Source organism: Amycolatopsis sp. cg9 (assembly GCF_041346945.1).
GTDB lineage: Bacteria > Actinomycetota > Actinomycetes > Mycobacteriales > Pseudonocardiaceae > Amycolatopsis.
In genome coordinates this window covers 1,030,882-1,056,716 of the sequence record NZ_CP166850.1, presented here as the reverse complement: position 1 = coordinate 1,056,716, position 25,835 = coordinate 1,030,882, and the positions used below count along the sequence as shown (strand labels likewise).

Sequence of the window (25,835 nt, the reverse complement as noted above, 5' to 3'; positions counted from 1 at the left end):
GCTCAGCCGCGCAGGGCCGCCGCCACCCGGCCCGCGTCCTCGATGCCCTGCTCCGGCGGTTCCTCCGGCAGGGGCAGCAGCACCACCGATCCGCTGCCGGCCTCGTGCAGGGCGCGCACCGATGTCACGCACTCGTCCAGTTCGCCGCAGATCGCCAGCTTGCTCAGCCACTCCGGGCGCAGGTCCGCTGCCAGTTCGTCCACTGTGGACGCCGAGTCCACCAGCGCCAGCAGCTCCGCCGCGAACGGCAGGCCCTCCACCTGGACCCGGGCGCCCGGTGTCAGGGATTCCGCCACCGTGCGGCGGGCCCGGTCGGGGTCGCCCAGTGCCAGCCAGTTGTACGTCACCAGCGCGTGGGGACCGTCCGCCTTGATGTCCGCCAGTGCCGTCCGGACGAACTCCGGTGGGGACGGTTCGGCCAGGATCGTGCCGTCGGCCGCCGCGCCCGCGACCGCCAGGGACTTCGGGCGGCGGACGCCCGCCAGCAGCGGTGGGACCGTCGACGGGGGGAACACCAGCTCGACCTCGTCCAGCGAAACGTGCCGCCCGGTCATCGTGACCCGCTCGCCCGCCAGCAACCGCCGGACCGCCACCAGCGTTTCCTCCAGGGCCGCCAGCTGCGAAACCGGGTACGCACCGATCTGGCGCATCCACGACGCGACCCCGTGGCCGAACCCGCCGATCAGGCGGCCCGGGTGGAGCTCGGCCAGCGCCGCGAGCTCCATCGCCGCGATCGCCGGGTTGCGGGCGACCGCCGGGAGCACGCCGATGCCCACCTTGATCGTCGACGTCGCCGCCAGCGCCGTCGCGACCGTGGCGATGCCTGCCGCCCAGAAGCAGTCCTCGACCAGCCAGACTTCGTCGAGTCCGGCGGCTTCGGCCCGCCGCGCCAGCTCGACCAGCTTGGCCGGTGGCTGCTCGCGGTTGATCCGGACCCCCACGGACGTGCTCGGTGCGTACATCGGCGACTCCTGTTCAGACCCGGGAGAAAGCCGGCGCGTACTCGAACGCGCCCGCCTGGGTGGACTTGTACCCCGACAGCGTCCGGGCCTGGAAGTGCTTGCCCCAGGCCGGGTCGGGTGCGGTGATCGAAAGCGTCGACGCGGTGACGAAGCCGAACCGCGCGTAGTAGGCCGGGTCGCCGAGCAGGACGACGAGGCCGTGGCCGAGCGCGTCCGCCGCACCGAGGACCGCGTGCACGAGCGCCGAGCCGACGCCGCGCGCCTGGTGCGCGGGCAGCACGCCGAGCGGGCCGAGCCCGACCGCGGACGCGCTGTCCTCGCCGAGGCGGGCGGGGCTGCAGCACACGTGCCCGACGACCTCGCCGTCGCGCATCGCGACCAGGGACAGCGCGTCGATCAGGTCGCCCGCGGCGCGCAGGTCGTCCACGAGCGGCGCCTCGACCGGCGTCACGCCCTCCGCACGCCGGAACGCTTCGCTGTGGACTCGGTGGATCGCGGCCTGGTCGGCCGGGGTCGCGCGGCGGATCAGCATGGCCGTCACCTTGCCGCGAACCGGCGCCGAGCGGAAATCGTTTTCGCGGGCAGACTTTGGTAGGGGACCGTTCGAGTGGTCTTGAACTGCGCAAACGGGACGATCTACCGATCTGGGCGGACCGCGACCTACAGTTCCGTCCACGTTCCACGTGAACGCGCTTCACGTCTCACCCCTGGCGACCCGGCGGCCGTGCACCGCCCGGTCGACCCTGCCCAGAAAGGGACGAACCATGCGCCTGGTGACCAAGATCGGGGTCGTCGCCGCCGTTTCGGCGTTGACGGCGTTGAGCGGCAACGCCGTCGCGACGGCGAGCGAAGGGACGATCGTCGGGGCCGGCGGCGCCGACGCCGTCAAGGACAGCTACATCGTCGTGTTCAAGGACGGCACGGCGGCGGAGAGCAAGGCGAAGGAAGTCACGAGCCGCCACGGCGGCACCGTCGCGAGGACGTTCTCCGCGGCCCTGCGCGGCTTCACCGGCACGATGTCCGAAACGCAGGCGAAGCGCATCGCCGCCGACCCCGCGGTGTCCACTGTGGAGCAGAACAAGGTCGTGCGGGCGAGCGCCGACCAGCTGAACCCGCCGTCGTGGGGGCTGGACCGGGTCGACCAGCGGAACCTGCCGCTCGACCAGAAGTACAGCTACAGCACGACGGCGTCGAACGTGCACGCGTACGTGATCGACACCGGCATCAACCTCACGCACAGCACCTTCGGCGGCCGCGCGACGTCGGGCTACGACTTCGTCGACAACGACAGTGACGCCACCGACTGCCAGGGCCACGGCACGCACGTCGCCGGCACCATCGGCGGCTCGCAGTACGGCCTGGCCAAGGAGGTCAAGCTGGTCGCCGTGCGCGTGCTCAACTGCAGCGGCTCCGGCACGACCGCCGGCGTCATCTCCGGCGTCGACTGGGTGACGGCGAACGCGGTCAAGCCGGCCGTCGCGAACATGAGCCTCGGTGGCGGCGCTTCGAGCACGCTGGACTCGGCGGTGCAGCGCTCGATCAACGCGGGCATCACCTACGGCCTCGCGGCGGGCAACGACAACGGCGCCAACGCGTGCAACGGCTCCCCGGGCCGCGTCGCGGCGGGCATCACCGTCGGCGCGACGACGTCGACCGACGCCCGCGCGAGCTACTCCAACATCGGCACCTGCCTCGACATCTTCGCGCCGGGCAGCGGCATCACGTCGTCGTGGATCGGCAGCAGCACCGCCACCAACACGATCAGCGGCACGTCGATGGCCACCCCGCACGTCGTCGGCGCGGCGGCGCTGTACCTGGCTGCCAACACCGGCGCGACGCCGCAGCAGGTCCGCGACGCCCTCGTCGCGAACGGCACCACCGGCAAGGTGACCAACGCCGGCACCGGCTCGCCGAACGTCCTGCTCTACACCGGCACCGGCACGACCCCGCCGCCGCCGACCTGCGGCACCGTCACCAACGGCACCGATGTCGCCATCCCCGACAACGGCGCCGCCGTGACCAGCACGGTGAGCGTGTCGGGCTGCAACCGCAACGCGTCCGCGACGACGGCCGTGGAGGTCCACATCGTCCACACCTACGTCGGCGACCTGGTGATCGACCTGGTCGCGCCGGACGGGTCGGCCTACCGGCTGAAGAACTCCAGCAACGACTCGAGCAACGACATCAACACGACCTACAGCGCGAACGTCTCGGGTGAGGCCGCGAACGGCACCTGGACGCTGCGGGTCCAGGACGTCGCCGCGATCGACACCGGGCGCATCGACACCTGGTCGCTGACCGTCTGAGTGGTTTGCGTCGAAACGCCCGCCCCGGTCGCACGAATGGCCTAGTGTCCGGTTCGTGCAGCAAGGACCCCAGTACCCGTACCCGCAGCAGCCCTACCCCCAGCAGCAGTACCCCGGCTACCCGCCGCCGAAGTCCGGCGGGAAGACGGTGCTGGTGGTCGTGCTGGTCGTGGTCGGCGTGCTCGTCCTGGCCGGGGCGGGCGTTGGCGCGTTCTTCCTCCTCACCGCCGACGACAAGGGGTCCACGGCCGCGCCGCCCACGACGTCCGCGGCGGGCGAGCCGGACAAGTACGCGGCGCTCCCGCGCTGCAGCGAGGTCGGCAGCCGGATGAACAACCTGCCGCCGCTGTCGAGCGACGCCCCGGCGGAGCCGGCCACCACCTCCGACGACAAGATCCAGCTGTCCCAGCTGAGCTGCTCGTGGTCGAAGGCGGGGTCGTCGTCCGGCACGGTGTCGATGATGCTGGCGAAGTCGAACCAGCCGGGCTCGGGCAACGGCCCCGGGTACGCGAAGGCCGGCTACGACATCGAGGTGGAGCGCGGCGCGAAGCCGATCACCGAGAAGATCGGGAAGGCGACGAAGGCCGCCGACGTCGACTACGACAGCAGCGGCACCATGCAGTGCGGCGTGCGGTTCTACCAGGGCAACGTCGACGCGACCGTGATCGTCACGGCCGCCGACACCTCGGACAAGAACATCGAGCGCTGCCGCCGCAACGCCCACAGCCTGGCGAAGGCCGCTTCCGAATCGCTCAGCTGAACGACGAAGGCCCCCGCACCGGAAGTGCGGGGGCCTTCGTCGTGCTTCAAGCGATCAGTCGAACGCCTTCGAGATCAGCGCCTTCTGCTCGACCTCGTGCACCTTCGACGAACCCGCCGACGGGGCCGCCATCGGACGGCGCGAGACGACCTGCAGACCCGAGAGCAGCTCCGGGAACTTCCGGGGCAGGTTCAGGCCGAAGAACGGCCACGCGCCCTGGTTTTCCGGCTCCTCCTGGACCCACGCGACCTGCTGCGCGTTCGAGTACCGCTCCAGCGCCGCCACCAGCTTCTTCTTCGGCAGTGGGTAGTACTGCTCGATGCGGACGATCGCGACGTCGTGCGCCTCGCGCTTCGTCCGCTCCGCGACCAGCTCCCAGTACAGCTTCCCGGAGGTCAGCAGCACCTTGCGGATCTTCGCCGGGTCCGGCGTCGTGTCGTCGATGACCGACATGAACCGGCTTTCGCCGGTGAAGTCCTCGACCGGCGACGTCGCGGCCTTGTTGCGCAGCATCGACTTCGGCGTGAAGACGACCAGCGGGCGCTGGATGCCGTCGAGGGCGTGCCGGCGCAGCAGGTGGAAGTAGTTCGCCGGGGTGGACGGGACCGCCACCGTCATCGAGCCCTCCGCGCACAGCGAGAGGAAGCGCTCGATGCGGCCGGAGGTGTGGTCCGGGCCCTGGCCCTCGTGGCCGTGCGGCAGCAGCAGCACGACGTCCGAGCGCTGGCCCCACTTGGCCTCGCCCGAGGAGATGTACTCGTCGATGACGGTCTGCGCGCCGTTGACGAAGTCACCGAACTGCGCTTCCCACATCACGAGCGACTCGGGGTTGGCGACCGAGTAGCCGTACTCGAAGCCGACGGCCGCGTACTCCGACAGCGCCGAGTCGTAGATCATCACGCGGCCCTGGCCCTCGGCCAGGTTCTGCAGCGGCGAGTACTCCTGGCCGGTCTTGCGGTCGATGAACACCGAGTGCCGCTGCGTGAACGTGCCGCGGCGGGAGTCCTGACCGGACAGCCGCACCAGGCGGCTCTCCATCGCCAGCGACCCGAACGCGAGCAGCTCGCCGAACGCCCAGTCGATGTCGCCTTCGCGGGACATCTTGTGGCGGCGCTCCATGACCGGCTTGACGCGCGGGTGCGGCGTGAAGCCCTCCGGCACGTTCACGAACGCGTCGCCGATGTGCTCCAGCGTCTTCGTCGTGATGGCCGTAGCTACCTTGGCCGGCACCTGCTGCTCCTCCTCGACCGAGGGGCTCGCCTTCGCCGGGTGCTTCTCCAGCTCCCGGACCTCGTTGAAGACGTGCTCCAGCTGGCTCGAGAAGTCGCGCAGCGCGGCTTCGGCCTCCTCGACGGAGATGTCGCCGCGGCCGATCAGCGACTCGGTGTAGGTCTTCCGCACCGAACGCTTCGTGTCGATGATGTCGTACATCGCCGGCTGCGTCATCGAGGGGTCGTCGCCCTCGTTGTGGCCGCGGCGGCGGTAGCAGATCAGGTCGATGACGACGTCCTTGTGGAACGCCTGCCGGTACTCGACGGCCAGCTTGGCCACCCAGTGCGCGGCTTCGGGGTCGTCGCCGTTCACGTGGAAGATCGGCGAGCCGATCATCTTCGCGACGTCGGTGGCGTACTGCGACGAGCGCGAGTGCTCCGGCGCGGTCGTGAAGCCGACCTGGTTGTTGACGATCACGTGCACGGTGCCACCGGTGCGGTACCCGCGTAGCAGCGACAGGTTCAGCGTCTCGGCGACGACGCCCTGGCCCGCGAAGGCCGCGTCGCCGTGCATCAGGACCGGCAGCACGGTGTAGCCCTCGCCGCCCTTGTCCAGGAGGTCCTGCTTCGCGCGGACGATGCCCTCGAGCACCGGGTCCACGGTCTCCAGGTGCGACGGGTTCGCCGTCAGCGACACCTTCGTCTCGCCGTCGCCGAACATGCGGAAGTACTTGCCCTCGGCGCCGAGGTGGTACTTCACGTCACCGGAACCGTGCGCCTGGCCCGGGTCGAGGTTGCCCTCGAACTCCTGGAAGATCTGGCTGATCGGCTTGCCGACGATGTTGGCCAGCACGTTCAGGCGGCCGCGGTGCGGCATGCCGATGACGACCTCGTCGAGCTCGTGCTCGGCGGCCTTGTCCAGCAGCGTGTCGAGCAGCGGGATCGCCGTCTCGCCGCCCTCCAGCGAGAAGCGCTTCTGGCCGACGTACTTGGTCTGCAGGAACGTCTCGAACGCCTCGGCGGCGTTCAGCTTCGAGAGCACGTACTTCTGGACCGCGGGGTCCGGCTTCTCGTGCGGGATCTCGACGCGCTCCTGGATCCAGCGGCGCTCCTCGGGGTCGAGGATGTGCGTGTACTCGATGCCGACCGTGCGGCAGTAGGAGTTGCGCAGCACACCCAGGATGTCGCGCAGCTTCATCCGCTCCTGGCCGGCGAAGCCACCGACCGGGAACTCGCGGTCGAGGTCCCAGAGCGTCAGGCCGTGGGACAGGACGTCCAGGTCGGCGTGGCTGCGCTGGCGGTAGTTCAGCGGGTCGGTGTCGGCCATCAGGTGGCCGCGCATCCGGAACGCGTCGATGAGCTCGATCACGCGGGCGGTCTTGTCGACCGGGCCCTCGGGGATGTCGGCGACCCAGCGGATCGGCTCGTACGGCAGGCGCAGGCTGGTGAAGACGTCGTCGTAGAAGCCGTCTTCACCGAGCAGCAGCTGGTGGATGCGCTTGAGGAACTCGCCGGACTCCGCGCCCTGGATGATGCGGTGGTCGTAGGTCGAGGTCAGCGTCATGATCTTGCTGATGCCGAGGTCGACCAGCGTCTTCTCGCTGGTGCCTTCGAACGCCGCCGGGTACTGCATGGCGCCGACGCCGATGATGGCGCCCTGGCCGGCCTGCAGGCGCGGCACCGAGTGGTTGGTGCCGATGCCGCCGGGGTTGGTCAGCGAGATCGTGGTGCCGGCGAAGTCGTCCGCGGTGAGCTTGTTGTTGCGGGCCTTCTTGACGATGTCCTCGTAGGCCTGCCAGAACTGCAGGAACGACATGTCCTCGACGGACTTGACCGAGGCGACGACGAGGTTGCGGGACCCGTCCTTGCCCTTCATGTCGATCGCGAGCCCGAAGTTGACGTGCTCCGGCGTGATCGCGAACGGCTTGCCGTCGATCTGCTGGTAGTGCCGGTTGAGGTTCGGGAAGTCCTTCAGCGCGCGCACCATGGCGTAGCCGATGAGGTGCGTGAAGGAGATCTTGCCGCCACGCGTGCGCTTGAGGTGGTTGTTGATGACGATGCGGTTGTCCGCCATCAGCTTGGCCGGGACCGCGCGCACGCTGGTCGCCGTGGGGACGCTCAGCGAGGCGTCCATGTTCTTCGCGATGGCGGCCGCGGCACCGCGCAGCTGCTTCGACTCCAGCTCTTCCTTCTTCGCGTCGGCCTTCGGCTCGGCCTTGGCCGCGGCGGGCTTGGGAGCCGCCTTCGGCGCCGGCTTCGCGGGCGCGGCCTTCGTGGGGGCGGCCTGCTTGGCCGCCGACTCCGCGTTCTGCACGGCCTTGGCCGACGGCTGCGCGGCCTGGCCGTTGGTGGCCGGCTTGGCTTCGGCCTGCTGCCGGGCGTTGTCCGCCTTGGCCTGCGCGTTCTGCGTCGGCTTGAAGTCCGCGAAGAAGTCGTGCCATGCGGCATCGACTGAGGAAGGGTCGGCGAGGAACTGGTCGTACATCTCTTCGACCAGCCACTCGTTGGGGCCGAACTGTGACGCAGGGCTGCTGCTGGACACGGCTGGGGCTCGCCTCTATCCGTCTCGATCTCGATCTTGAATCCGCTGATGCGCCTACCAGGCTAACCCCCTCGGTGACCGCGATGTGATGGAACCGGCCTGTGTGAGGCGTGGCGCACTAGGGGATCGGTCACTGACTCGATCAAGATGTGCTAAGGGAACCTTAAGCAGTGGACCCGGTACAGGGTTCGCGGCGTCTTTTTTCCCGGTTCGCCCGGCTGCCGCCGGACGTTCACCGCGGCGGGTTCCACTGGACGGATGTGGCTGGTCGAATGTCCTTCGTTCTGGGACCAGGGCCTGGTGCGGCCGCTGGTCACCGAGTCCGGGACGGTCGTGCTCCGGTGCGATTCGTGCCACGCGGTCTGGCCGACGCTGGCCGACTTCGAGGAGATGGAGTGGGTCGAGCCCGACGAGCCGGACTGGCTGGTCGGCGCCGGGGTCCACGTCCGGCCGGGGACGGTCCGGTGGGCCTCCCGGCCCGACGTCGAGGCGGCCGGGATGGGCTCGCTGAAGTGGCGGGCGCTGCCTTAGCCGGTGGCCCCCACGGCCTTGGCGAGGTCTTCGCCCAGCGGGTACGGCGGCTCGTGGGGGACGAGCCGGACCGCCTTGTGGAGCTGGTCCGTCGCCAGCAGCCCGGCGATGTCGCGGATCACCGGTGTGACGTCGGTGATGGCGGTGATCCAGTCACCGGTGTAGTGACCGGCCGCTTCGCCGGTGAGGCCGAGGCGGAGCGCTTCGAAGTTCAGCGCCGTGTGGTCGAGGTCTCGCTCCGCTTCCCACCGGAGGAGCACCGGACCCGGGTGGGCGAGAGCCCACTCGAAGCCGTCGCGAGTGAGGTCGACGGCCAGGATGCGCTCGTGGCCGGGCTTGCTCCCGTTGCCGCTGCCGTAGGCCGCCCAGCGGAACGAGAGGTCCAGCCAGGTCGTGCCCTCGAGTCCGGCGAACGTCTGGTTTTCGAGCGCGGCGTCGGCGACGGCCGGTGAGCACGCCTGGTAGACGCGGACGGTCGTCTCGGTCCGCGCGGCTCGGACCTGCCGGTCGGGGACCCGCTTCTCTTCGAACATGCCCGCCATGCTCCCAGTGCCCCGAGCGTCCGGCCACGCACTTTCGGCGTTCAGCTCACCCGCCGGCCGCGAGTCAGCCCAGGGCCCACAGCCTCGCGTAGTGCCCCTCGGCCGCCAGCAGCTCTTCGTGGGTGCCCGTCTCGACGATCCGGCCGTGGTCCAGCACCACGATCCGGTCCGCGCGGGCCGCGGTCGCCAGGCGGTGGGCCACCACGAACGTCGTGCGGCGGCGGGCCACCGTCTCCGTCGCGCGCAGGACCGCCGCCTCCGTCGAGGGGTCCAGGGCCGCCGTCGCCTCGTCGAGCAGCAGGACGTCCGGGTCCACCAGTTCCGCCCGGGCCAGTGCCACGAGCTGGCGCTGGCCCGCCGACAGCGAGCGGCCGCGTTCGCCCACCGGCTGGAGGAAACCCGCCGGCAAGGCCGCGACGCCGTCGAACGCGCCCACCGCCCGGACCGCCGCCTCGACCTCCGCGTCGGAGGCCGACGGGCGGCCGTAGCGGACGTTGTCGGCCACCGTGCCCGAGAACAGGTGGGCCTCCTGCGGGACCACGCCCATCCGGCGGCGCAGGCCGGGCAGGTCGTACTCGCGGACGTCCGTGCCGTCGATGCGGACCTCGCCGCCGGTGACGTCGTAGTAGCGCGCGACCAGCTTCACGACCGTCGACTTCCCGGCGCCCGTCGCGCCGACCAGCGCGATCGTCTCGCCGGCGCCGACGTCCAGGGAGAACTGCTCCAGCGCCTTCGCCTCGACGCCGGTGTAGGAGAAGTCGACGTCCTTGAACGCCACCTCGCCGCGCAGCCGAGCGGGTACCGCGACCGAGCGCTCGGCCGCGGGGACCGACGTCGGCGTGCGCAGCAGGTCGCCGATGCGGCCGAGGCCGACGCGGGCCTGCTGGTAGCCGTCGAACACCGACGACAGCTGCTGGATCGGCGAGAAGAACTGCTGCAGGTACAGCAGGAACGCCAGTAGCACGCCGGCCGACAGCGTGCCCGCCGCGACGCGGTTCGCGCCCGCCACCAGCACCGTCGTGGTCGCCAGGTCGGACAGCAGCGCCACCAGCGGGAAGTACGTGGCGACGTACTGCTGGGCCCGCAGCCGGGAGCGCCGGTACGAGTCGCTCAGCGAGGCGAACGCCGCCGCGGACCGGTCTTCGCGCGAGTACGCCTGGGTGACGCGCAGCCCGCTGACGTTCTCCTGCATGTCCGCGTTGACGACGCTGACCCGCTCGCGGGCCTCGTTGTACGCCTTCGACGCCGCCCGCCGGAAGATCACCGTGGCCACCACCAGCACCGGCACCATCGCCAGCGCGTACAACGCCAGCCCGGCGTCGGTGACCAGCAGCGCGGCCGCGATCCCGGCCAGCGTCAGCGCGCTGACCACCGCCGTGGCCAGCCCGGTCTGCAGGAACGTCGAGAGCGCGTCGACGTCCGTCGTCATCCGGGTCATGATCTTCCCGGACAGCTCCCGCTCGTAGTAGTCGAGGCCGAGCCGCTGCAGGTGCGCGTAGCTGCGGACGCGCAGCGAGTACAGCACCGTCTCGCCGACCCGCGAAGTCAGCCGGGTCTGCGCGAACACGACCAGCCAGTCGGCCGCGATCACCACCGCGCCGATGCCGGCCGCCAGCCAGACCAGCCACTCGACGCCCGTGCGGACGCCGTGGTCGACGCCGAACTGGTACAGCGCGGGCAGCGCGATCGACGCCAGCGCGTCCGCCGCCACCAGGCCGACGACCACGGCCAGCGGCCAGCGGACCGGCCGCAGCAGCCGGGCCAGCCGGAAGCCGGGGTCGGGCGCCGTGACGTCCACATCGGACAGCCGCGGCTCGTCGACGGCCGGCGGGAGCTGCCGCACACCCTCGATCAGCTCCGGCGTCGGCGGCAGGTCGAGGCCGGCGCCGCCGCGGCCGACGAACCCGCTGCTGTTCGGGTCGCCGCTGCGCAGGCGCGCCGCGTCGGCCAGTTCGTCGACCTCGTCACGTTCTTCGTGCGGCCACAGCGACGGCGTGACCCCGGCCGGGCCGAGGTCGAGCCCCTCGCACCGGTGCTTCTCCTCGACGCCGTCGCCCGGGCCCGCGATCAGCTCGCGGAAGAGCGGGCAGCGCGCCATCAGCTCGGCTTCGGTGCCGACGTCGACGACGCGGCCGTCGTCCAGCACCGCGATCCGGTCGGCCAGCGCCAGCGTCGAGCGCCGGTGCGCGATCAGCAGCGTCGTGCGGCTCGCCGTGACCGAGCGCAGGGTGTCGTAGATCGCGGCTTCGGTGACGGTGTCGATCGCCGACGTCGCGTCGTCGAGGATGAGGATCCGCGGGTCGGTGATCAGCGCCCTGGCCAGCCCGAGCCGCTGCCGCTGGCCGCCCGAGAGCGTCAGCCCGCGTTCGCCGACCAGCGTTTCGTAGCCCTCCGGCAGCGCGCGGATGAACTCGTCCGCCTCCGCCGCGCGCGCGGCCGCGAAGATCTCTTCGTCGCTCGCGTCCGGCCGGCCGTACGCGATGTTGTCCCGGATCGTCGTGGAGAACAGGAACGCCTCTTCGAACACCACGCCGATCGCCTGGCGCAGCTGCCGCAGCGGCACGTCCCGGACGTCGAGGCCGCCGACCCGGACCGCGCCCGCGTGCACGTCGTAGAACCGCGGCAGCAGCAGCGAGATCGTGGACTTCCCGGAGCCCGCGGTGCCGACCAGCGCGAGGGTCTCGCCCGGGTGCGCGGTGACCGAAAGCCCGTTCAGCACCGGGTCGCTGCGCGTGTACCCGAAGCGGACAGCGTCGAGCTCCACGCCCAGCGGGCCGTCCGGCAGCGGCCGCGCGTCCGGTGCGTCGACGACCTCCGGCTGCGCGTCGATCAGCTCGTACACGCGCTCGGCGCCGGCGCGGGTCAGCTGGGCCTGCACGACCAGGCTGGACAGCATCCGCGCCGGCCCGACCAGCGTCGCGAGGTAGGTCGCGAAGGCGAGGAACGTGCCGAGCGTGATGGCGCCGTTCATGGCGAGGACGCCGCCGATGCCGAGCACCGCGACCTGACCGGCGGCGGGCAGCGACGCGGTCGTCGCCGTCGGTACCGCGGACAGCTTCGCCGCGCGAAGCCGCTCCGCGAACAACTTGCGCGCGGTCGCTTCGAGCCGCCCGACTTCCCGCGCCTCCTGACCGAAACCCTTGACCACGCGGACGCCGGTGACGGTCTCCTCGACCTGCTGCGCGACGTCGCCCGCGCGCTGCTGCGCCGACCACGTCGCCGGAAAGAGCCGCTTGCGCCCGCGCGCCACGATGATGCCGACCGCGGGCGTGACGACCAGCGCGATCAGCGTCAGCACCGGGGACAGCCACAGCATCGCCGCGAACGAGAGCAGCGCGAAGAGCACCGAACCGAAGGACACCGGGATCTGCATCAGGATCCCGGTGACCAGCTGCAGGTCGGAGATCGCGCGCGAGACGATCTGGCCGGTGCGCATGGCGTCCTGCTTGCCGCCGTCCAGCCGCGAAACCGCGTTGAAGACCCGCTGCCGCAGGTCGTGCTGGACGCCGAGGGCGAGCTTCCCGCCGACGTACCGGCGCACGAACGCGGTGCCGAACGCCACCAGCTGCAACGAGATCAGGAAGACCGCGACCCCGGGCAGCCCGCCGGTCTGCCCAGCCACCGCGTCGTCCACCGCCGTGCGCACCAGCAGCGGGCTCGCGGCCTGCACCCCGACGCTGAAGACGGCGGCGACCAGCGACAGCACGACGAGCGCGCGGTGCTCCCAGGCCGCGGCGGACAGCCGGCGGACCCAGCCGGCGGTCTCGGCTGGTGGGAGCTCTTGACGGGAGCGGGGCGGAGCGGTGGTCACGTAGGGACAGTAAGCGCCGCCACCGACAATTTATTTCCGCCAACGCCGTGAAGGCCACCCCGACGACGTCGAGGTGGCCTTCACGGACGGGTGAAACCTAGGTGATGTCGCGCTTCTGGTTGCCCAGCCAGCCGAGGCCGAAGAAGAGCATGGTCCAGGCGAAGAAGATCAGCGCCGAAGCCCACCACGAGATCACGCCCGGTGCGCCCGCCGCGAGCTGCAGGCCCAGCTGCGACCAGTGGTCGACCCCGCCCGGCAGGTTGAGCGTGTTGATCCCGAAGGCGTCCGCCGCGATCCCGCCCACGATCCCGTTGGCGGTGCCGTTCGGCAGGATCCCGCCCAGGATGTCGACCGGGCCCCAGAGCGCGATGACCAGCACGTTCTCCACGATCAGGAACCACACCAGGAACAGCACCACGGCGAGCGGCACACTGCGCAGCACCGCGCCGAACCCGATGCCGAACAGCGTCACCAGCACCGAGGCCAGGATCGTCCCGCCGAGCGCGGCCAGCCACTGGCCCGCGCTGGGCCACCGGCCGGAGTCGACCGACGCCATCACCGCGACCGCCGAAACGCCGAAGCTCACCAGGCCGTAGATCGCGCCCCACGCCACGTAGGTGAGCATCTTCGCGGTCAGCGCCGTGATCCGGTTCGGCGCGGTCAGGAACGTCGTCGTGATCGTCTTGCTGCGGTACTCGCCCGCCAGCGCGAAGACGCCGAACAGGCCGGGGATGAGCTGCGCGATGTTCACGCCGTGCGCGAACGCCAGCAGCCCGACCGGCAGCTTGCTCGCGTCCAGGCCGACCGCGCCCGCGACCTCGCGCGCGTCGCTCGAGCCGATGAAGTCCGCGAAGTCGTTGGTGATCTTGCCCCAGACGAAGGTCAGCCAGAACGCCACCAGTGCCAGCGGGATCAGCAGCACCCACCACGTGTTCAGCGACAGCGTCTTGCGGAACTCCGCTTTGATCAGGTTGCCCATCACTGCTGCGGTCCTCCCCAGTGCTGTTGCTGCTGTTGCTGCTGCGGGCCCGAAGGCGGGTACTGCTGCGGCGGGTACCCGGGCGGCGGGCCCTGGTACTGCGGCTGCGGCGGGTAACCCGGCGCGCCGGCGTACTGGCCCTGCGTCAGCTGGAAGAACATCCGCTCCAGGTCGGCGTGGTCCTCCTGCATCCCGTAGACCGCGATCCCGGCCTTCGCGGCGATGTCACCGATCTGCTGGACGCTCGACCCGGCGACCGCGACCCGGCCGTCCGGCGTCGGCGAAACCCCGGTGATGCCGTTCTCCTGCAACGCCTTCACGAGCGCCGACGGGTCCGCCGGCTGCACCAGCACCCGCGACTGCTGGCTCTTGCGCAGCTGCTCCAGCGGGCCGTAGTAGCGCGTGACGCCCTGGCTGATGATCACGACCTGGTCGATCAGCTGCTCGACCTCGTTCAGCAGGTGGCTCGACACCAGCACGGTCCGCCGCTGCTCGCGCGCGTAGGAACGCAGGAAGTTCCGCAGCCACAGGATGCCCTCGGGGTCGAGGCCGTTCGTCGGCTCGTCCAGCACCAGCACCTGCGGGTCGCCGAGCAGCGCGGTGGCCAGCGCCAGCCGCTGCCGCATGCCGAGCGAGAACCCGCCCGCCTTCCGGTCCGCGGCACTGCCCAGGCCCACCAGGCCGAGCACCTCGTCCGCGCGCCGGTCCGGCACGCCGATGGCCGCCGCGTAGACCCGGAGGTGGTTGCGGGCCGTCCGGCCCGGGTGGAAACCCTCGTTTTCCAAAACCGAGCCGACCACCCGCGCCGGGTTCCCCAGCTGCGAGTGCGGGCGACCGTTGATCGTCGCCGCCCCGGAAGTGGGCGTCACCAACCCGAGCAGCATGCGCAACGTGGTCGTCTTCCCGGCGCCGTTCGGGCCGAGGAAGCCCGTCACCGACCCGGGTTCGACCGTGAAGCTGAGGTTCTGCACCGCGTTCACCGCGCCGAACTGCTTGCTCAGGTTCTGCACCACAATCCGGCCACTGCCGTCGTGCATACCGTCCCCTAACGTTCCCCGCTGATGCGGCGTCATCCTGCCCTACCGCTGCCGGTCGCGCGCACGGAACTGCCGAACCCGCGGGGAGCGACCTTCGTCACGTTCCGCAATCGGGGATGCGCGTGACCTGAGGGTTTACCGGACGGGACAGATCAACTTGGTAAAGAATTCGCTCGACTTGCCGACCCGGTGCAGCGAAGTCGCCCGAAGACCTCTAAGCTAGGTATCGGCGGCCCGCTCCCAGTGACCCCCAGGCTGGTTGAGCGGGTCGCCCCTTCGTCTCTCCTTTGGGCTTCGCCCTTCGCTCGACTTCGTCGTATTGCCCGGGGGCCGAGCCCCCGGACCCCCGCGGTGCCGTACGTGGCGGACCCAGCGTTGTCCCGTCGTGGTCCGGTGGTGTTGGCGGGTGCGGTGGTGGTCCGGTGGTGTTGGCGGGTGCGGTGGTGGCCCGGTGGCGTTGGCGGGTGCCGGTTCGGTGGTGTGGCATCGTGGCGCGATGCGGATCTTGCTCGTCGAGGATGAGCGGCGGCTCGCCGAGGCTCTCCGGGCCGGGCTGAGCGCCGAGGGGTACGCCGTCGACGTCGCGCACAACGGGCGGGACGCGCTCTGGTACGCCGGGGAACACCCCTACTCCGCCATCGTCCTGGACATCATGCTGCCCGGGCTGAACGGGTACCGCGTCTGCCGGCGGCTGCGGGAGCAAGGTGACAGCACGCCGATCCTCATGCTCACCGCGAAGGACGGGGAGGACGACGAGATCGAGGCGCTCGACACCGGTGCCGACGACTTCCTGCCCAAGCCCTTCTCCTACGGCGTGCTGCTCTCACGGCTGCGGGCGCTGATCCGGCGGGGCGGCGCCACCCGGCCGGGGGTGCTCAAGCTGGGGGACCTCGAGCTCGACCAGGCCGGCCGGACCTGCCGGCGCGGCGGGGCCGACATCGCGCTCACCGGCAAGGAGTTCGCCCTGCTCGCCTACCTCATGCAGCGGCCGGGGCAGGTGGTCACCAAGGCCGAGCTGCTCGACAACCTCTGGGACTTCGCCGCCTCCGCGACCGCCAACCTCGTCGAGGTGCACGTCAGCGCGCTGCGGCGCAAGCTCGGCGCCGCCAGCATCCGGACGGTCCGCGGCGCCGGCTACCTGGTGGCGCCGGGTGCTTAGGGTCCGGTACTCGACGCGCTTCCGCGTTGCGGTGACGGCCTTCGCCGCGTCGGCCGTGGCGCTGGGGGCCATGTCGGTCTGGTTCGTGCTCCAGGCGCAGGACCGCCTCGAAAACGCCGCGACGCAGATCGCCTACGCCCGCGCCCAGGCGATCGTCCAGCTGCTCGACACCGGGGCCCGGCCCGCGGACCTGGCGTTGCTCGTGCGCGACTCGATCTTCGAGGTCACCGACCGGTCGGGGCACCGGGTCGCGTCCTGCCCGGCGCTTCGCGGGGCGTCGCTGGGCGGGTACGACGCCGACGTGACGCTGCCGCCGTACGCGATCGACCGCGCCGACCCCGCGTCCGTCGGCTGCGCCCCCGAACTGGGCGGGTTCGACGAGGCCCTCACCGCGCACGTCATCCACGAGGTCAGCGGCGACAGCAAGTACGACGTCTACGCCGGGGTGCCGATCGATCCCGCGGGCCAGGCGGCCGTCGACTCCGTCCGCACCGTGCTCACGTTCGGCGTCCCCGCGGTCGCGCTGCTCATCGGCGTCATCGCGTGGCTCGCCGTCCGGCGGTCGCTGCGGCCGGTCGAGGCCATCCGCGGCGAGGTCGCCGAGATCGGCGCGCACGACCTGAGCCGTCGCGTGCCGGCCCCGCGCAGCGGCGACGAGATCGCGCGGCTGGCCGGGACGATGAACGCGATGCTCGCCCGGCTCGACGAGGCCGTCACCCGGCAGGGCCGGTTCACCTCCGACGCGTCGCACGAGCTGCGGACGCCGCTCGCGTCGCTGCGGACGCAGCTCGAGGTTCTCCTCGCGCACCCCGACCGGCTCGACTGGCGCCACGCCTGCGAGAACGCGCTGCTCGACGTCACCCGGCTGCAGGACCTCGTCGCCGACCTCGTGCTGCTCGGCAAGCTCGACCACGCGGGCCCGGACCGCCTCGAACCCGTGCTGCTGCCCGAAGCGGCCGAAGCCGTCGCCGCCGGGCGAGCCGAGCTCGTGGTCAGCGGCGCACCCGTGGTCCGCGGGCACCGGGCGCGGCTGGAACGGCTGGTCCGCAACCTCGTCGACAACGCCGAGCGGCACGCGGCTTCCCGGGTCGTCGTCGAGGTGTCCGCTGTGGACGGACGGGCCGTGCTGACGGTCACCGACGACGGGCCCGGCATCCCCGAAGCGGACCGCGAGCGCGTCTTCGACCGCTTCGTCCGCCTCGACGACGCCCGCGCCCGCGACGACGGCGGTTCCGGGCTGGGCCTGGCCATCGTGGCCGACATCGCCCGCGCCCACGGCGGCACGGCCGTGGCCGAAGCGGGCAGCCGGTTCGTCGTCACGCTTCCGGAGCTGAAGACGTCTTAAGCTCGCTTCAGGTCCGGTTCAGCGGCCGCGGCCGACGCTGCGGGCATGATCATCTCTTGGCGGCCACTCGACCACGCCGAATACCGGTCGTCGTCGTGGTTCCCCGGCCTGACCGGCCTGCGCGCGCTCGCCGCGCTGGCCGTCGTGTGCTTCCACTACGGCGGCCCGGTGGTCGACCGGCTGCAGGGCTGGATCGCCGTCCAGCTGTTCTTCGTACTGTCCGGCTTCCTGATCACGACGCTGGCGTTGCGCGAGGAGGACCGCACCGGCCGGATCTCGGCGCGCGACTTCTACGTCCGCCGCGTCTTCCGGATCATGCCGGTGTACTTCCTGCTGCTCGGCCTGACGGCGCTGGCGGTGACGCTCGCCGGGACGTACGGGAGCAGCCGGCTCGCCGACGCGATGCCCTACTACCTGACCTTCCTCAACGAAGTCGTCGACTTCAACACGCCGTACCCGACGTCGTGGTCGCTGGGCGTGGAGGAGAAGTTCTACCTGGTCTGGCCCGCGCTGCTCGTGCTGACGTCGTTCGCCAAGACGGGCAAGACCGCGCTGCGCCTGCTGATCGGCGCGGGCGCGGTGGGGTTCGTGCTCGGCGTCCTGCCGCTGGCGCCCGCGCACCAGTGGGCGAGCCTGACGGTGCACTACGGCTCGCTGGTCGTCGGCTGCCTGCTCGCGCTGGCGCTGCACCACCCGCGCGGGTTCGCCGTGCTGCGGCCGCTGACCAGCCCGGCCGCGGCGGTGCTGGTGGCGCTCGGGTTCGGCGTGCTCCAGCTGTCGGTCAAGCCGCTGGGGCGGGCGTTCGGCGGGAACTGGCAGTTCGTCGTCCCGGTCTACGCCGCGGGAGCCGCGCTGCTGCTGGTCGCGGTGGTCTCGGCGGGCCCGGTCCGGCGGCTGCTCTCGAGCCGCGTGCTGACGTTCGTCGGCGACCGCTCCTACGCGCTCTACCTGGCCCAGACGGGCGCGGCGGGCGTGACCGGGCTGCTGTTCCCGACCGGGCTGGGCAAGGCGGCCGCCACCTCCGCCGTCGCGCTGCTCTTCGCGTGCGGTCTCCGGAGGTGGGTCGAACTGCCCGCGATCGCCTACGGGCGCCGGCTGGTGGCGAAAGGGGAGCGGGCCCCTGCCGCGGAACGACAGGGACCCGCTCGGGTGGGATAGGTCAGGCGAGAACGGTGGCCAGCGGCGTGTGCACCAGGTCGTGCGCCACCGCGACCGGGCCGTTGGTGAGGGCGCCGGCGTGCGTGTTGAGGCCCTTCGCCAGCGCGGCGTCGGCCTGCAGCGCGGCCTTCCAGCCGTGCTCGGCCAGCTGTACGGCGTAAGGCAGCGTGACGTTGGTGAGGCCGTAGGTCGACGTCCGGGGCACCGCGCCCGGCATGTTCGCGACGCAGTAGAAGACCGACTCGTGCACGGTGTAGGTCGGCTCGTCGTGCGTGGTCGGGCGCGAGTCGGCGAAGCAGCCGCCCTGGTCGATCGCGATGTCGACGAGCACGCTGCCGGCCTTCATGCGGGACACGAGCTCGTTCGACACCAGCTTCGGCGCCTTCGCACCCGGCACCAGCACCGCGCCGATGACCATGTCCGCCTGCAGCACCGACTCCTCGACCGACAGGCGGTTCGACGTCACCGTGCGGATGCGGCCGCCGAAGTCGTTGTCGATCTGGCGGAGGCGGTCGACGTTGGTGTCGAGGATCTCGACGTCCGAGCCGAGGCCCAGCGCGACGCGGGCGGCGTTGAGGCCGGCGACACCGCCGCCGATGACGACGACGCGCGCCGGGTGCACGCCGGGGATGCCGCCGGGCAGGACACCGCGCCCGCCGCTCGGCTTCATCAGCGAGAACGCGCCGACCTGCGGGGCCAGCCGGCCCGCGACCTCGGACATCGGGGCGAGCAGCGGGAGGGCGCCGTTCGCGGTCTGGACCGTCTCGTAGGCGATCGCGGTGGTGCCCGCGGCCAGCAGCGCGTCGGTCAGCGGGCGGTCGGCGGCGATGTGCAGGTAGGTGAAGAGGACCTGGTCGGCGCGCAGCCGGGGGTACTCCTCGGCGATGGGCTCCTTGACCTTGAGGACGAGCTCGCCCTCGGCCCAGGTCTCGTCCGCGGTGGCGAGGATCTTCGCGCCGGCGGCGACGTACTCCTCGTCGGCGATCGACGAGCCGGTCCCGGCACCGGTTTCGACGAAGACGTCGTGCCCGCGCCCGACCAGTTCGTGCACGCCGGCCGGGGTCAGTGCGACCCGGTACTCGTGCTTCTTGATCTCACGGGGAACGGCGATACGCACGGTCGGCCTCCTGGGTCGGTCTGCGTCGAAAATCGGTGCGGTGTTGCCACTCACGGTGAGCCACCCGGACGGCGGTGTCATCGTGCTGCGCGGACATTTCTGAGCGGTATTCGTGGTGCCCCGCGGACAACACCGTTGACTTCGACTTCACTTGAAGATGCAGCGTGGGCGCATGAGAGCTGTTTGGTTGCGCGAGTTCGGCGGCCCGGAGGTGCTGGTTCCCGGGGACGCACCGGATCCCGTCGCCGGGCCCGGTCAGGTGCTGGTCGAAGTGGCCTTCGTGAACACCACGTTCGTCGAGACGCAGTTCCGGGCGGGCGCGCCCGGGCCGTTCCGGGTGACGCCGCCGGTGATCCCGGGCAACGGCGTCGGCGGGGTGATCAGCGCGGTCGGCGAAGGCGTCGACCCGGGACTGGCCGGGCAGCGGGTGGTGACGTCGACCGGCGGCTCCGGCGGCTACGCCCAGCGTGTCGCGGTGGACGCGGCGGCAGTGTTCGCGGTGCCGCCTGCCCTGGAGCTCGACGCGGCGGTGGCGGTGCTCGCGGACGGCCGCACCGCGACCGGCTTGGTGCATGCCACCAGGGTGCGCCCGGGCGATCGAGTCCTGGTCGAGGCGGCGGCGGGCGGCGTCGGAGGCCTGCTGGTCCAGCTGTCGAAGGCGGCGGGCGCCACGGTGATCGGCGCGGCGGGCGGCCCCGCGAAGGCGGCTCGGGTGCCGGGAGCGGACACCGTCGTCGACTACCTGGCACCGGATTGGGCGGCCGCGGTGGGCGAGGTCGACGTGGTCTTCGACGGTGTGGGCGGGTCGATCGGCGCGGCCGCGTTCGGGCTGCTGCGGCGCGGTGGCCGGATGGCGGTCTACGGGCTGGCGAGCGGTTCGTGGGCGGAAGTGTCCGAAGAGGACGCTGCCGCGCGGGGCGTCTCGCTGGTGCGCTCGATCGGGAGCCCGGCGGAGCTGCGGGCTTTCACGGAGTCGGCGCTGGCGGAAGCGGCGGCGGGCCGGCTGGTGCCGGTGATCGGCCAGCGCTTCCCGCTGGAGCAGGCCGCGGCCGCCCACGCGGCGATCGAATCCCGGACGACGGTGGGGAAGACGCTGCTGGTCGCCTGAACACCGTGAAGGGCACCCTCGTGGACCCAAGAGCCAGGAGGGTGCCCTTCACGGCGGAGCGTCAGCCGCGGTAGGCCGACCAGGAGCTGTTCATCCGCGTGCCCTGGCCCGCGGTGAACTCGTACATGCAGCCGTCGTAGCTGTAGTCCATGAAGTTGTGCACCGGGTCCGCGCCCGTCGACGTGCACGTGTCCTTCGAGGCCGGGCAGCCGGACGTCGCCGTCTTCTCCGCCGGGGTGTCGGAGACGTAGTCGCCCGAACCGGAGCAGCCGCCCTGGAACGTGTGGTAGAGGCCCATCCAGTGGCCGACCTCGTGGGTCGCCGTGTCGCCCTCGTTGTAGTTCGTCGCCGAGCGGCCCGGGAGGGACTCGTCGAGGATCACGACGCCGTCGAGCTTCGGGGAAGACGTGTAGTTCCAGGGGAACGTCGCCCAGCCGAGGAGGTCGTCGCCGAGGTTGGCGGTGTAGATGTTCAGCGCGTTCTTGCCGCCCTTGCGCAGCGCGTTCTTCATGTTGCGCTCGGCCGACGTGCCGTCGGTGATGCCGTTGTACCAGGTGGAGTTGTTCGTGTAGTCGGTGCTCACCAGCGAGAAGCTGAAGCCGCTCGAGGCGTACGCGCTGTTCAGCACCGAGATCTGCTTGGTGATCGTCGACGCCGGCAGGTTGCCGGTCGAGCCGCTCGTGATCACGTGGAAGTACACCGGGATCGAGACGGCCGCCGCGGCCTTGAACGCCGTTCGCTTGCCCGCCAGCTTGCTCTGCATGTCCGCCTCGACGCGGGCGGCCTCGGCCGGCGACAGGCTGTCGGCGTGGCCGTCCTTGCTGCGGTCCGCCGCGTGGGCCGGCGTGAAGCAGTCGGCGGACGGCGCCGCGACCGCGCTGCCGGTGGTGGTGCCCGGGACGACCAGGGCGACGAGGGAGAGCGCGGACACCGCACCCAGCTTGACGGCCCTGCGCAACCGCTCCGAACTGCTCATGGACACTCCTCTGCGACGACCCGGCGACCCCGGGTGGTGCAGAGAAGGTGCGTCAGCCGATCACCGGAATCCACCACCTTTCGGCTGGAAAACACAATCCGGACGATCGGTGCGATCCATGCGGAGCAACGCATGCATCCCGTATTGGGCCGAACGGCGCAATCAGCTCCAGCGCAGCGCGACCAGCTGGGTGAGCAGCGCCAGCCGGACGTCGGGGTCGTCGAGGTCCAGCGGGACGAGTTCCAGGAGCTTCCGCATCCGGTACCGCAGGGTGTTCGGGTGGATCCGCAGCTCCCGCGCGGCCGCCCGCGGGTCGCCGGGGTGGCGCAGCCACTCGTAGAGCGTCTCGACGTAGCCGGCCTTGCCCGTCTCGTCGTGCGCGCGCAGGGTGCCCAGCGGGCCGAGCTCCGCGACCTTCGCCCCGGCCGCCGCCGTCGCGCCGCGGTGCAGGGTCAACGCCGTCCAGGCTTCGTCGAAGGTGATCACGCGCTCGCCGAGCAGCTCCGCGCGCAGCAGGCCGAGGGCTTCGTCGGCCTGCAGGCGCGACGCCGAGAGGTCGCCGATCTCGCCGGGTGCGCCCGCAGCGGCGCGCGGAGCACCGACACGACGGGACGGTCCCGTCGCGACGAGAGCCTCGCGCAGTTCCGCCCACCCGCCGGGGCCCGGCCGGTCCGGGACCACGGCGTAGAGCAGCCCGCCCAGCTCGGTCGCCACCGGGCGGCTGCCGATGCCTTGGGAGATGCGTTCGAGCAGCGCGAGCCGCAGGCCTTCGGCGTCGCGCCCGTCGCCGCCGGTGACCTCGATGACGACCACGCGGTGCGGCTCGTCGGACAGGTCCAGCTCCGCCATCGCCTTGCGCGGGTTCGCGCGGCCTTCGAGCACTCCGCGCAGCAGTTCGGCCGACGCGCGGCGCTGCGCGTCGGTGTGCGCGCGGCGCCGCAGCAGGTGCAGCGCGACGACCGGGGCGGCGTCGGCGAACGCGGCCGCGCGCTCGTCGGACACCGGCCCGGCCACGACCGCCCACATCGACCCGAGCAGCTCGCCGCCCATCCGGATCGGCACGATCAGCCGTGGCAGCGTGCCGTCCCTCTGGGCGGGGACGAAGATCGTCTGCCGGCCGCGGGACAGCTCGCGGAACACCCCGCGCGAGCGGAACCGCGCGAGGACGTCGTCGGGGATGCGGCGGCCCATGATCGTGGCGACGCGCGCGGGGTCGGTCAGGTCCTGGCGTGCGGAGTAGGCGAGCACGCGCGAGTTGGTGTCCTCGATGGTCACCGGGGCGTCCACGACGGCCGCGACGGCGTCGGCGAGCCGGAAGAGGTCGCCGGAGCCGGGGTCGAGGTCTTCGGACTCGTCGGCGAGGGCGTCGAGGACCGTCCGCAGCAGCCACACGAGCTGCGCCCACGACGTCGCCGCGTGCACCTGGACCAGCGCGATCCCGCTCGCCTTCGCGGCCCGTTTCACCGACGGCTTCCCGGCGACCGGCTGCTTGAGCAGCACCGCGGCGGCGCCCTGCCCGGCGCTCTGCCGCACCAGTTCGGCGGCGTCTTCGGGACCGGTCGTGGCGACGCCGAGCACGAGGTCCCCGGCCGACAGGGTGACCGCGCCGCCGGGCTCGGCGATGACGACGTCGGCGACCGCGGGGGAGTCGTCGGGCACCTGGAGCGCGTGGAGCAGCGTCGGCCCCACCCGGTCGACCACGCTGCGCACCGAGACCACGGGATCATTCTGGCCGAGAAACCGGTGGACGGCTCGGTAGGGTCGAGGGGGTGAGCGAAGCACGGCGGATCGTCGAATCCGGCTACGACAGCTCGGCGGAGCGGTACCTCGAGTGGAGCGCCCGGATCCAGGACGACCCGCGAGCGCGCTTCCTGACCGAGCTGACCGGACGGCTCCCCGGCGGCGCCCGCGTCCTCGACCTCGGGTGCGGGGCCGGTGTCCCGTGCACGGCGGCGCTGGCCGAGCGCCACGACGTCGTCGGCGTCGACCTCTCCGCGACGCAACTGGAGCTGGCGCGGCGCAACGTCCCCGGTGCCCGGTTCGAGCAGGGCGACATGGCCGCGGTGTCCTTTCCGGACGGCAGCTTCGACGCGGTCACGGCGTTCTACTCCGTGCTGCACGTGCCCCGCGAGGAACAGGGCGCGCTCTTCGCGCGGATCGCCGGCTGGCTGCGCCCCGGCGGCTGGTTCCTGGCCGCACTCGGCTGCAGCGAAGCGAACGGCGTCGAAGCCGACTGGCTGGGCACACCGATGTTCTTCAGCAGTCACGCGCCGGCGGTGAACCGGCGCCTGCTCGAAGCGGCGGGTTTCACGCTCGAACTGGACGAACCGGTGACGATCCAGGAACCCGAAGGGCCGGCCCGCTTCCACTGGGTGCTCGCCCGGCGCTGAGCCAGGGCCTACCGGGGCGGTGGCGGGCGGACGCACCGCCCCGGCAGGCGTTCAGGGGGTCAGAGCTCCACGCTCTTGACCACGCGGCGCGCACCGGCGATGAGCATCCCGATGTTCGCCGAGCGCGGGCAGACGACGACGGCGACCACGTCGGCGTTCCGGTTGTCCCGCAGGAACAGGTGCGTCAGGTTGGCGCTGTTGACCAGGATTTCCTGGAAGTAGTGCTCGTTGCCGGCGATCCCGCGGCGTTCCTTGAAGATGTCTTCGATCATCACGACCGTGCGGCCCTGGAACAGGTCGAGGGTCGCCCCGGCCAGCAGGTCCAGCACCTCCGGCGGGTGGGCGTCGGTGGTCTCGACCGACAGCAGCATGCCGGTGGCCAGGTCGACGACGCCGGAAGCCAGGCAGTCGGGCACCTCCTGCCGCATCCGCTTGACCAAGACGGTCATCTGGTCCGACATGGTCTGGCCATTGCCCAGCATGTCCGTTCTCCTTCTTCCGGTTTTCGGGTTCAGCAGGCGGTGAGGATCGAGCCGATGCGCTCGATCGTGGGCAGCGAAGCGTGGTGCAGGCGGCCGATGTCGAGGCCTTCGTCGCCGAGGACGACCATCAGCGCGAGACGGTCGACGGAGTAGACGGCCAGGTAGCCGCCGCTGCTGCGGACGACGGCTTGGCGGAACGCGCCTTGGCCGATCGCGGCGGCGGTCGTGTGCGCCAGCCCGAGGTGGGCGGCGGCGAGCGCGGAGACGCTTTCGGGGTCGATCCGGTCTTCGGTGTCGGCCACGATGAGCAGGCCGTCCACCCCGGCCACGAGGGTGTCGGTGACTCCGCTCACCCGCTGTCGGAGCGCGTTGAGCTCGGTGACCAGCGCGTCACGGTCCACGTGCGGTTCCTTTCCGGTCCTCGGGTTCGTCGGTGTTCCGGTCGGGCGCGGTGCCCGGCGGCCCGGCGCGGATGCGGTTGAGCAGCCGGGGCAGCACCTGCCAGCCGGACGGCCGCCGGTCGTCCCCGGCGCCGCTGGCCCCGGGATCGCGCCGCGGCAGCACCGGTTCGGGGTCCGGTTCCGGGGCGGCGACCGCCGGGCCGGGTTCCCGCGGGCGCAGCGCGCGCCGCGGACCGCCGGTGCCGGCCGGCACGCCGTCGGCGATGGCGAGCAGCCCGTCGCCGACCAGCCGGGACACCTCGACCGTCACCGGGAAGACGTTGCGCCCCAAGAGGAACGCGATGTCCCTGGCGCAGCGGCGGCCGTTGGCGCAGGCGACGATGTCGCGCCGGGCCCGGCTGGGCGCGGGCGCGGCGGGCACCGGCACCAGGCGTTCCCGGTACGGGGAGACCGGGGTGGGCAGCGCCGCCAGCGCGTCGATCCGCCGCCGGGTTTCGGTCAGCAGCCGGTCGAGGTCGAGGCCCGGGCTGACCGGCACGGGCACGTCGAGCGGCCGGGGGTCGACGGCGTACTCGTCGATCGTGCCCGCGACGACAGCGAACGCGCCGTCCTGGGCGGCCATGGTGGCGATCAGCCGCAGTTCGGCGGCACCGATCCCGGCGTCGGCGAGGAGGTCGCCGAGCGGGACGGCGCCGCCGGCGCTCAGCACCGCGGACCAGTCCTCCTCGCGGATCCGGCCCGAGCGCAGCAGCAGCGCGTCCGTCCCCGGCGCGCCCGGGCTGCTGACCGCCACCACGGCTCCGCCGCGCAGGTGGACCACGCCGCCGGGGCGGCCCGCGAGGTAGAGCGAGCCGGTGGTCCCCTCGGCCCGGCAAGCGCTCAACGCCCACGCGAGGAAGTCGAACGAAGGCCGGGATCGCGTTTCGCTCACCGCACTCCTGGCTGTTTCCGGAAATGGCGGCCCGAAGGATCTTCTTCGGGCTCGAGGAGTGGCCGACTCTATGGCACCCGTGGTCGC

General features: G+C 71.8%; 21 protein-coding genes. 8 read left to right on the top strand and 13 right to left on the bottom strand.

Annotation, left to right across the window (positions count from 1 at the left end):
* Positions 1 to 2 precede the first annotated feature (2 nt).
* Both AB5J73_RS04570 and AB5J73_RS04565 read right to left on the bottom strand, forming a co-directional pair.
* Positions 3 to 962, bottom strand: a complete 960-nt coding sequence (locus tag AB5J73_RS04570; protein ID WP_370968460.1) for an LLM class flavin-dependent oxidoreductase — start codon at positions 960 to 962, stop codon at positions 3 to 5.
* 13 nt (positions 963 to 975) lie between these two features.
* On the bottom strand, positions 976 to 1,494 hold the full coding sequence (locus tag AB5J73_RS04565; RefSeq protein WP_370968458.1) for a GNAT family N-acetyltransferase: 519 nt from the start codon (positions 1,492 to 1,494) through the stop codon (positions 976 to 978).
* Between the two features lie 232 nt (positions 1,495 to 1,726).
* Here AB5J73_RS04565 and AB5J73_RS04560 point away from each other — a divergent pair, with 232 nt between their 5' ends.
* A complete protein-coding gene (locus AB5J73_RS04560; protein ID WP_370968456.1) occupies positions 1,727 to 3,268 on the top strand; it encodes a S8 family serine peptidase in 1,542 nt (513 codons plus the stop codon).
* A gap of 55 nt (positions 3,269 to 3,323) precedes the next feature.
* On the top strand, positions 3,324 to 4,028 hold the full coding sequence (locus tag AB5J73_RS04555) for a hypothetical protein (protein ID WP_370968454.1): 705 nt from the start codon (positions 3,324 to 3,326) through the stop codon (positions 4,026 to 4,028).
* Positions 4,029 to 4,082: 54 nt separating this feature from the next.
* Here AB5J73_RS04555 and AB5J73_RS04550 read toward each other — a convergent pair whose 3' ends face one another.
* Positions 4,083 to 7,781, bottom strand: coding sequence for a multifunctional oxoglutarate decarboxylase/oxoglutarate dehydrogenase thiamine pyrophosphate-binding subunit/dihydrolipoyllysine-residue succinyltransferase subunit (locus AB5J73_RS04550; protein WP_370968452.1), 3,699 nt, complete (start codon positions 7,779 to 7,781; stop codon positions 4,083 to 4,085).
* 258 nt (positions 7,782 to 8,039) lie between these two features.
* Between AB5J73_RS04550 and AB5J73_RS04545 the strand changes: the two genes are divergently transcribed.
* The gene (locus tag AB5J73_RS04545; protein WP_370968450.1) at positions 8,040 to 8,312 is read left to right on the top strand and encodes a hypothetical protein; all 273 of its coding nucleotides are present in this window, start codon (positions 8,040 to 8,042) and stop codon (positions 8,310 to 8,312) included.
* Here the strand turns inward: AB5J73_RS04545 and AB5J73_RS04540 are convergent.
* The 4 genes from AB5J73_RS04540 to AB5J73_RS04525 all read right to left on the bottom strand — a co-directional run bounded on the left by AB5J73_RS04540 (position 8,309) and on the right by AB5J73_RS04525 (position 14,681).
* On the bottom strand, positions 8,309 to 8,845 hold the full coding sequence (locus tag AB5J73_RS04540; protein ID WP_370968448.1) for a DUF4291 family protein: 537 nt from the start codon (positions 8,843 to 8,845) through the stop codon (positions 8,309 to 8,311). The two genes, AB5J73_RS04545 and AB5J73_RS04540, sit on opposite strands and share 4 nt — an antisense overlap.
* A gap of 73 nt (positions 8,846 to 8,918) precedes the next feature.
* Positions 8,919 to 12,665, bottom strand: coding sequence for an ABC transporter transmembrane domain-containing protein (locus tag AB5J73_RS04535; RefSeq protein WP_370968446.1), 3,747 nt, complete (start codon positions 12,663 to 12,665; stop codon positions 8,919 to 8,921).
* A 97-nt stretch (positions 12,666 to 12,762) separates the two neighbouring features.
* On the bottom strand, positions 12,763 to 13,644 hold the full coding sequence (locus AB5J73_RS04530) for an ABC transporter permease (RefSeq protein WP_247018898.1): 882 nt from the start codon (positions 13,642 to 13,644) through the stop codon (positions 12,763 to 12,765).
* Positions 13,644 to 14,681 carry an ABC transporter ATP-binding protein gene (locus tag AB5J73_RS04525; RefSeq protein ID WP_370968444.1) on the bottom strand — a complete coding sequence of 346 codons (1,038 nt, stop codon included), beginning with the start codon at positions 14,679 to 14,681 and terminating at the stop codon, positions 13,644 to 13,646. Before AB5J73_RS04525 ends, AB5J73_RS04530 begins: the two co-directional genes overlap by 1 nt.
* A 496-nt stretch (positions 14,682 to 15,177) precedes the next feature.
* Here AB5J73_RS04525 and AB5J73_RS04520 point away from each other — a divergent pair, with 496 nt between their 5' ends.
* From AB5J73_RS04520 to AB5J73_RS04510, 3 genes are read left to right on the top strand one after another with little or no spacing between them, the layout of a single operon-like run.
* Positions 15,178 to 15,840: a response regulator transcription factor gene (locus tag AB5J73_RS04520; RefSeq protein ID WP_370968442.1), complete on the top strand. Its 663-nt coding sequence runs from the start codon at positions 15,178 to 15,180 to the stop codon at positions 15,838 to 15,840.
* On the top strand, positions 15,833 to 17,185 hold the full coding sequence (locus AB5J73_RS04515) for an ATP-binding protein (RefSeq protein ID WP_370968440.1): 1,353 nt from the start codon (positions 15,833 to 15,835) through the stop codon (positions 17,183 to 17,185). Before AB5J73_RS04520 ends, AB5J73_RS04515 begins: the two co-directional genes overlap by 8 nt.
* 45 nt (positions 17,186 to 17,230) lie before the next feature.
* Positions 17,231 to 18,343, top strand: a complete 1,113-nt coding sequence (locus tag AB5J73_RS04510) for an acyltransferase family protein (protein ID WP_370968438.1) — start codon at positions 17,231 to 17,233, stop codon at positions 18,341 to 18,343.
* A 1-nt stretch (position 18,344) separates the two neighbouring features.
* Here the strand turns inward: AB5J73_RS04510 and ald are convergent, their stop codons facing one another.
* A complete protein-coding gene (ald, locus tag AB5J73_RS04505; RefSeq protein ID WP_370968436.1) occupies positions 18,345 to 19,460 on the bottom strand; it encodes an alanine dehydrogenase in 1,116 nt (371 codons plus the stop codon).
* A 172-nt stretch (positions 19,461 to 19,632) separates the two neighbouring features.
* On the opposite strand from ald, the gene AB5J73_RS04500 reads away from it, so the two are divergent.
* Positions 19,633 to 20,568, top strand: a complete 936-nt coding sequence (locus AB5J73_RS04500; protein WP_370968434.1) for a zinc-binding dehydrogenase — start codon at positions 19,633 to 19,635, stop codon at positions 20,566 to 20,568.
* Positions 20,569 to 20,629: 61 nt separating this feature from the next.
* Here AB5J73_RS04500 and AB5J73_RS04495 read toward each other — a convergent pair whose 3' ends face one another.
* Positions 20,630 to 21,544, bottom strand: coding sequence for a zinc metalloprotease (locus tag AB5J73_RS04495; protein WP_370968432.1), 915 nt, complete (start codon positions 21,542 to 21,544; stop codon positions 20,630 to 20,632).
* Positions 21,545 to 21,706: 162 nt separating this feature from the next.
* Positions 21,707 to 23,263 carry a PucR family transcriptional regulator gene (locus tag AB5J73_RS04490; protein ID WP_370968430.1) on the bottom strand — a complete coding sequence of 519 codons (1,557 nt, stop codon included), beginning with the start codon at positions 23,261 to 23,263 and terminating at the stop codon, positions 21,707 to 21,709.
* Between the two features lie 50 nt (positions 23,264 to 23,313).
* Here AB5J73_RS04490 and AB5J73_RS04485 point away from each other — a divergent pair, with 50 nt between their 5' ends.
* Positions 23,314 to 23,934, top strand: coding sequence for a class I SAM-dependent methyltransferase (locus tag AB5J73_RS04485; protein ID WP_370968428.1), 621 nt, complete (start codon positions 23,314 to 23,316; stop codon positions 23,932 to 23,934).
* A gap of 59 nt (positions 23,935 to 23,993) precedes the next feature.
* Here the strand turns inward: AB5J73_RS04485 and AB5J73_RS04480 are convergent, their stop codons facing one another.
* From AB5J73_RS04480 to AB5J73_RS04470, 3 genes are read right to left on the bottom strand one after another with little or no spacing between them, the layout of a single operon-like run.
* Complete coding sequence (locus tag AB5J73_RS04480) at positions 23,994 to 24,416, bottom strand: hypothetical protein (RefSeq protein WP_370968426.1); 423 nt, start codon at positions 24,414 to 24,416, stop codon at positions 23,994 to 23,996.
* 29 nt (positions 24,417 to 24,445) lie between these two features.
* Positions 24,446 to 24,817 carry a roadblock/LC7 domain-containing protein gene (locus tag AB5J73_RS04475; RefSeq protein ID WP_370968424.1) on the bottom strand — a complete coding sequence of 124 codons (372 nt, stop codon included), beginning with the start codon at positions 24,815 to 24,817 and terminating at the stop codon, positions 24,446 to 24,448.
* Positions 24,807 to 25,748 (bottom strand): hypothetical protein, encoded by a 942-nt coding sequence (locus AB5J73_RS04470; protein ID WP_370968422.1) that lies wholly within the window; start codon positions 25,746 to 25,748, stop codon positions 24,807 to 24,809. The genes AB5J73_RS04475 and AB5J73_RS04470 overlap by 11 nt, the downstream gene beginning before the upstream one ends.
* Positions 25,749 to 25,835 lie beyond the last annotated feature (87 nt).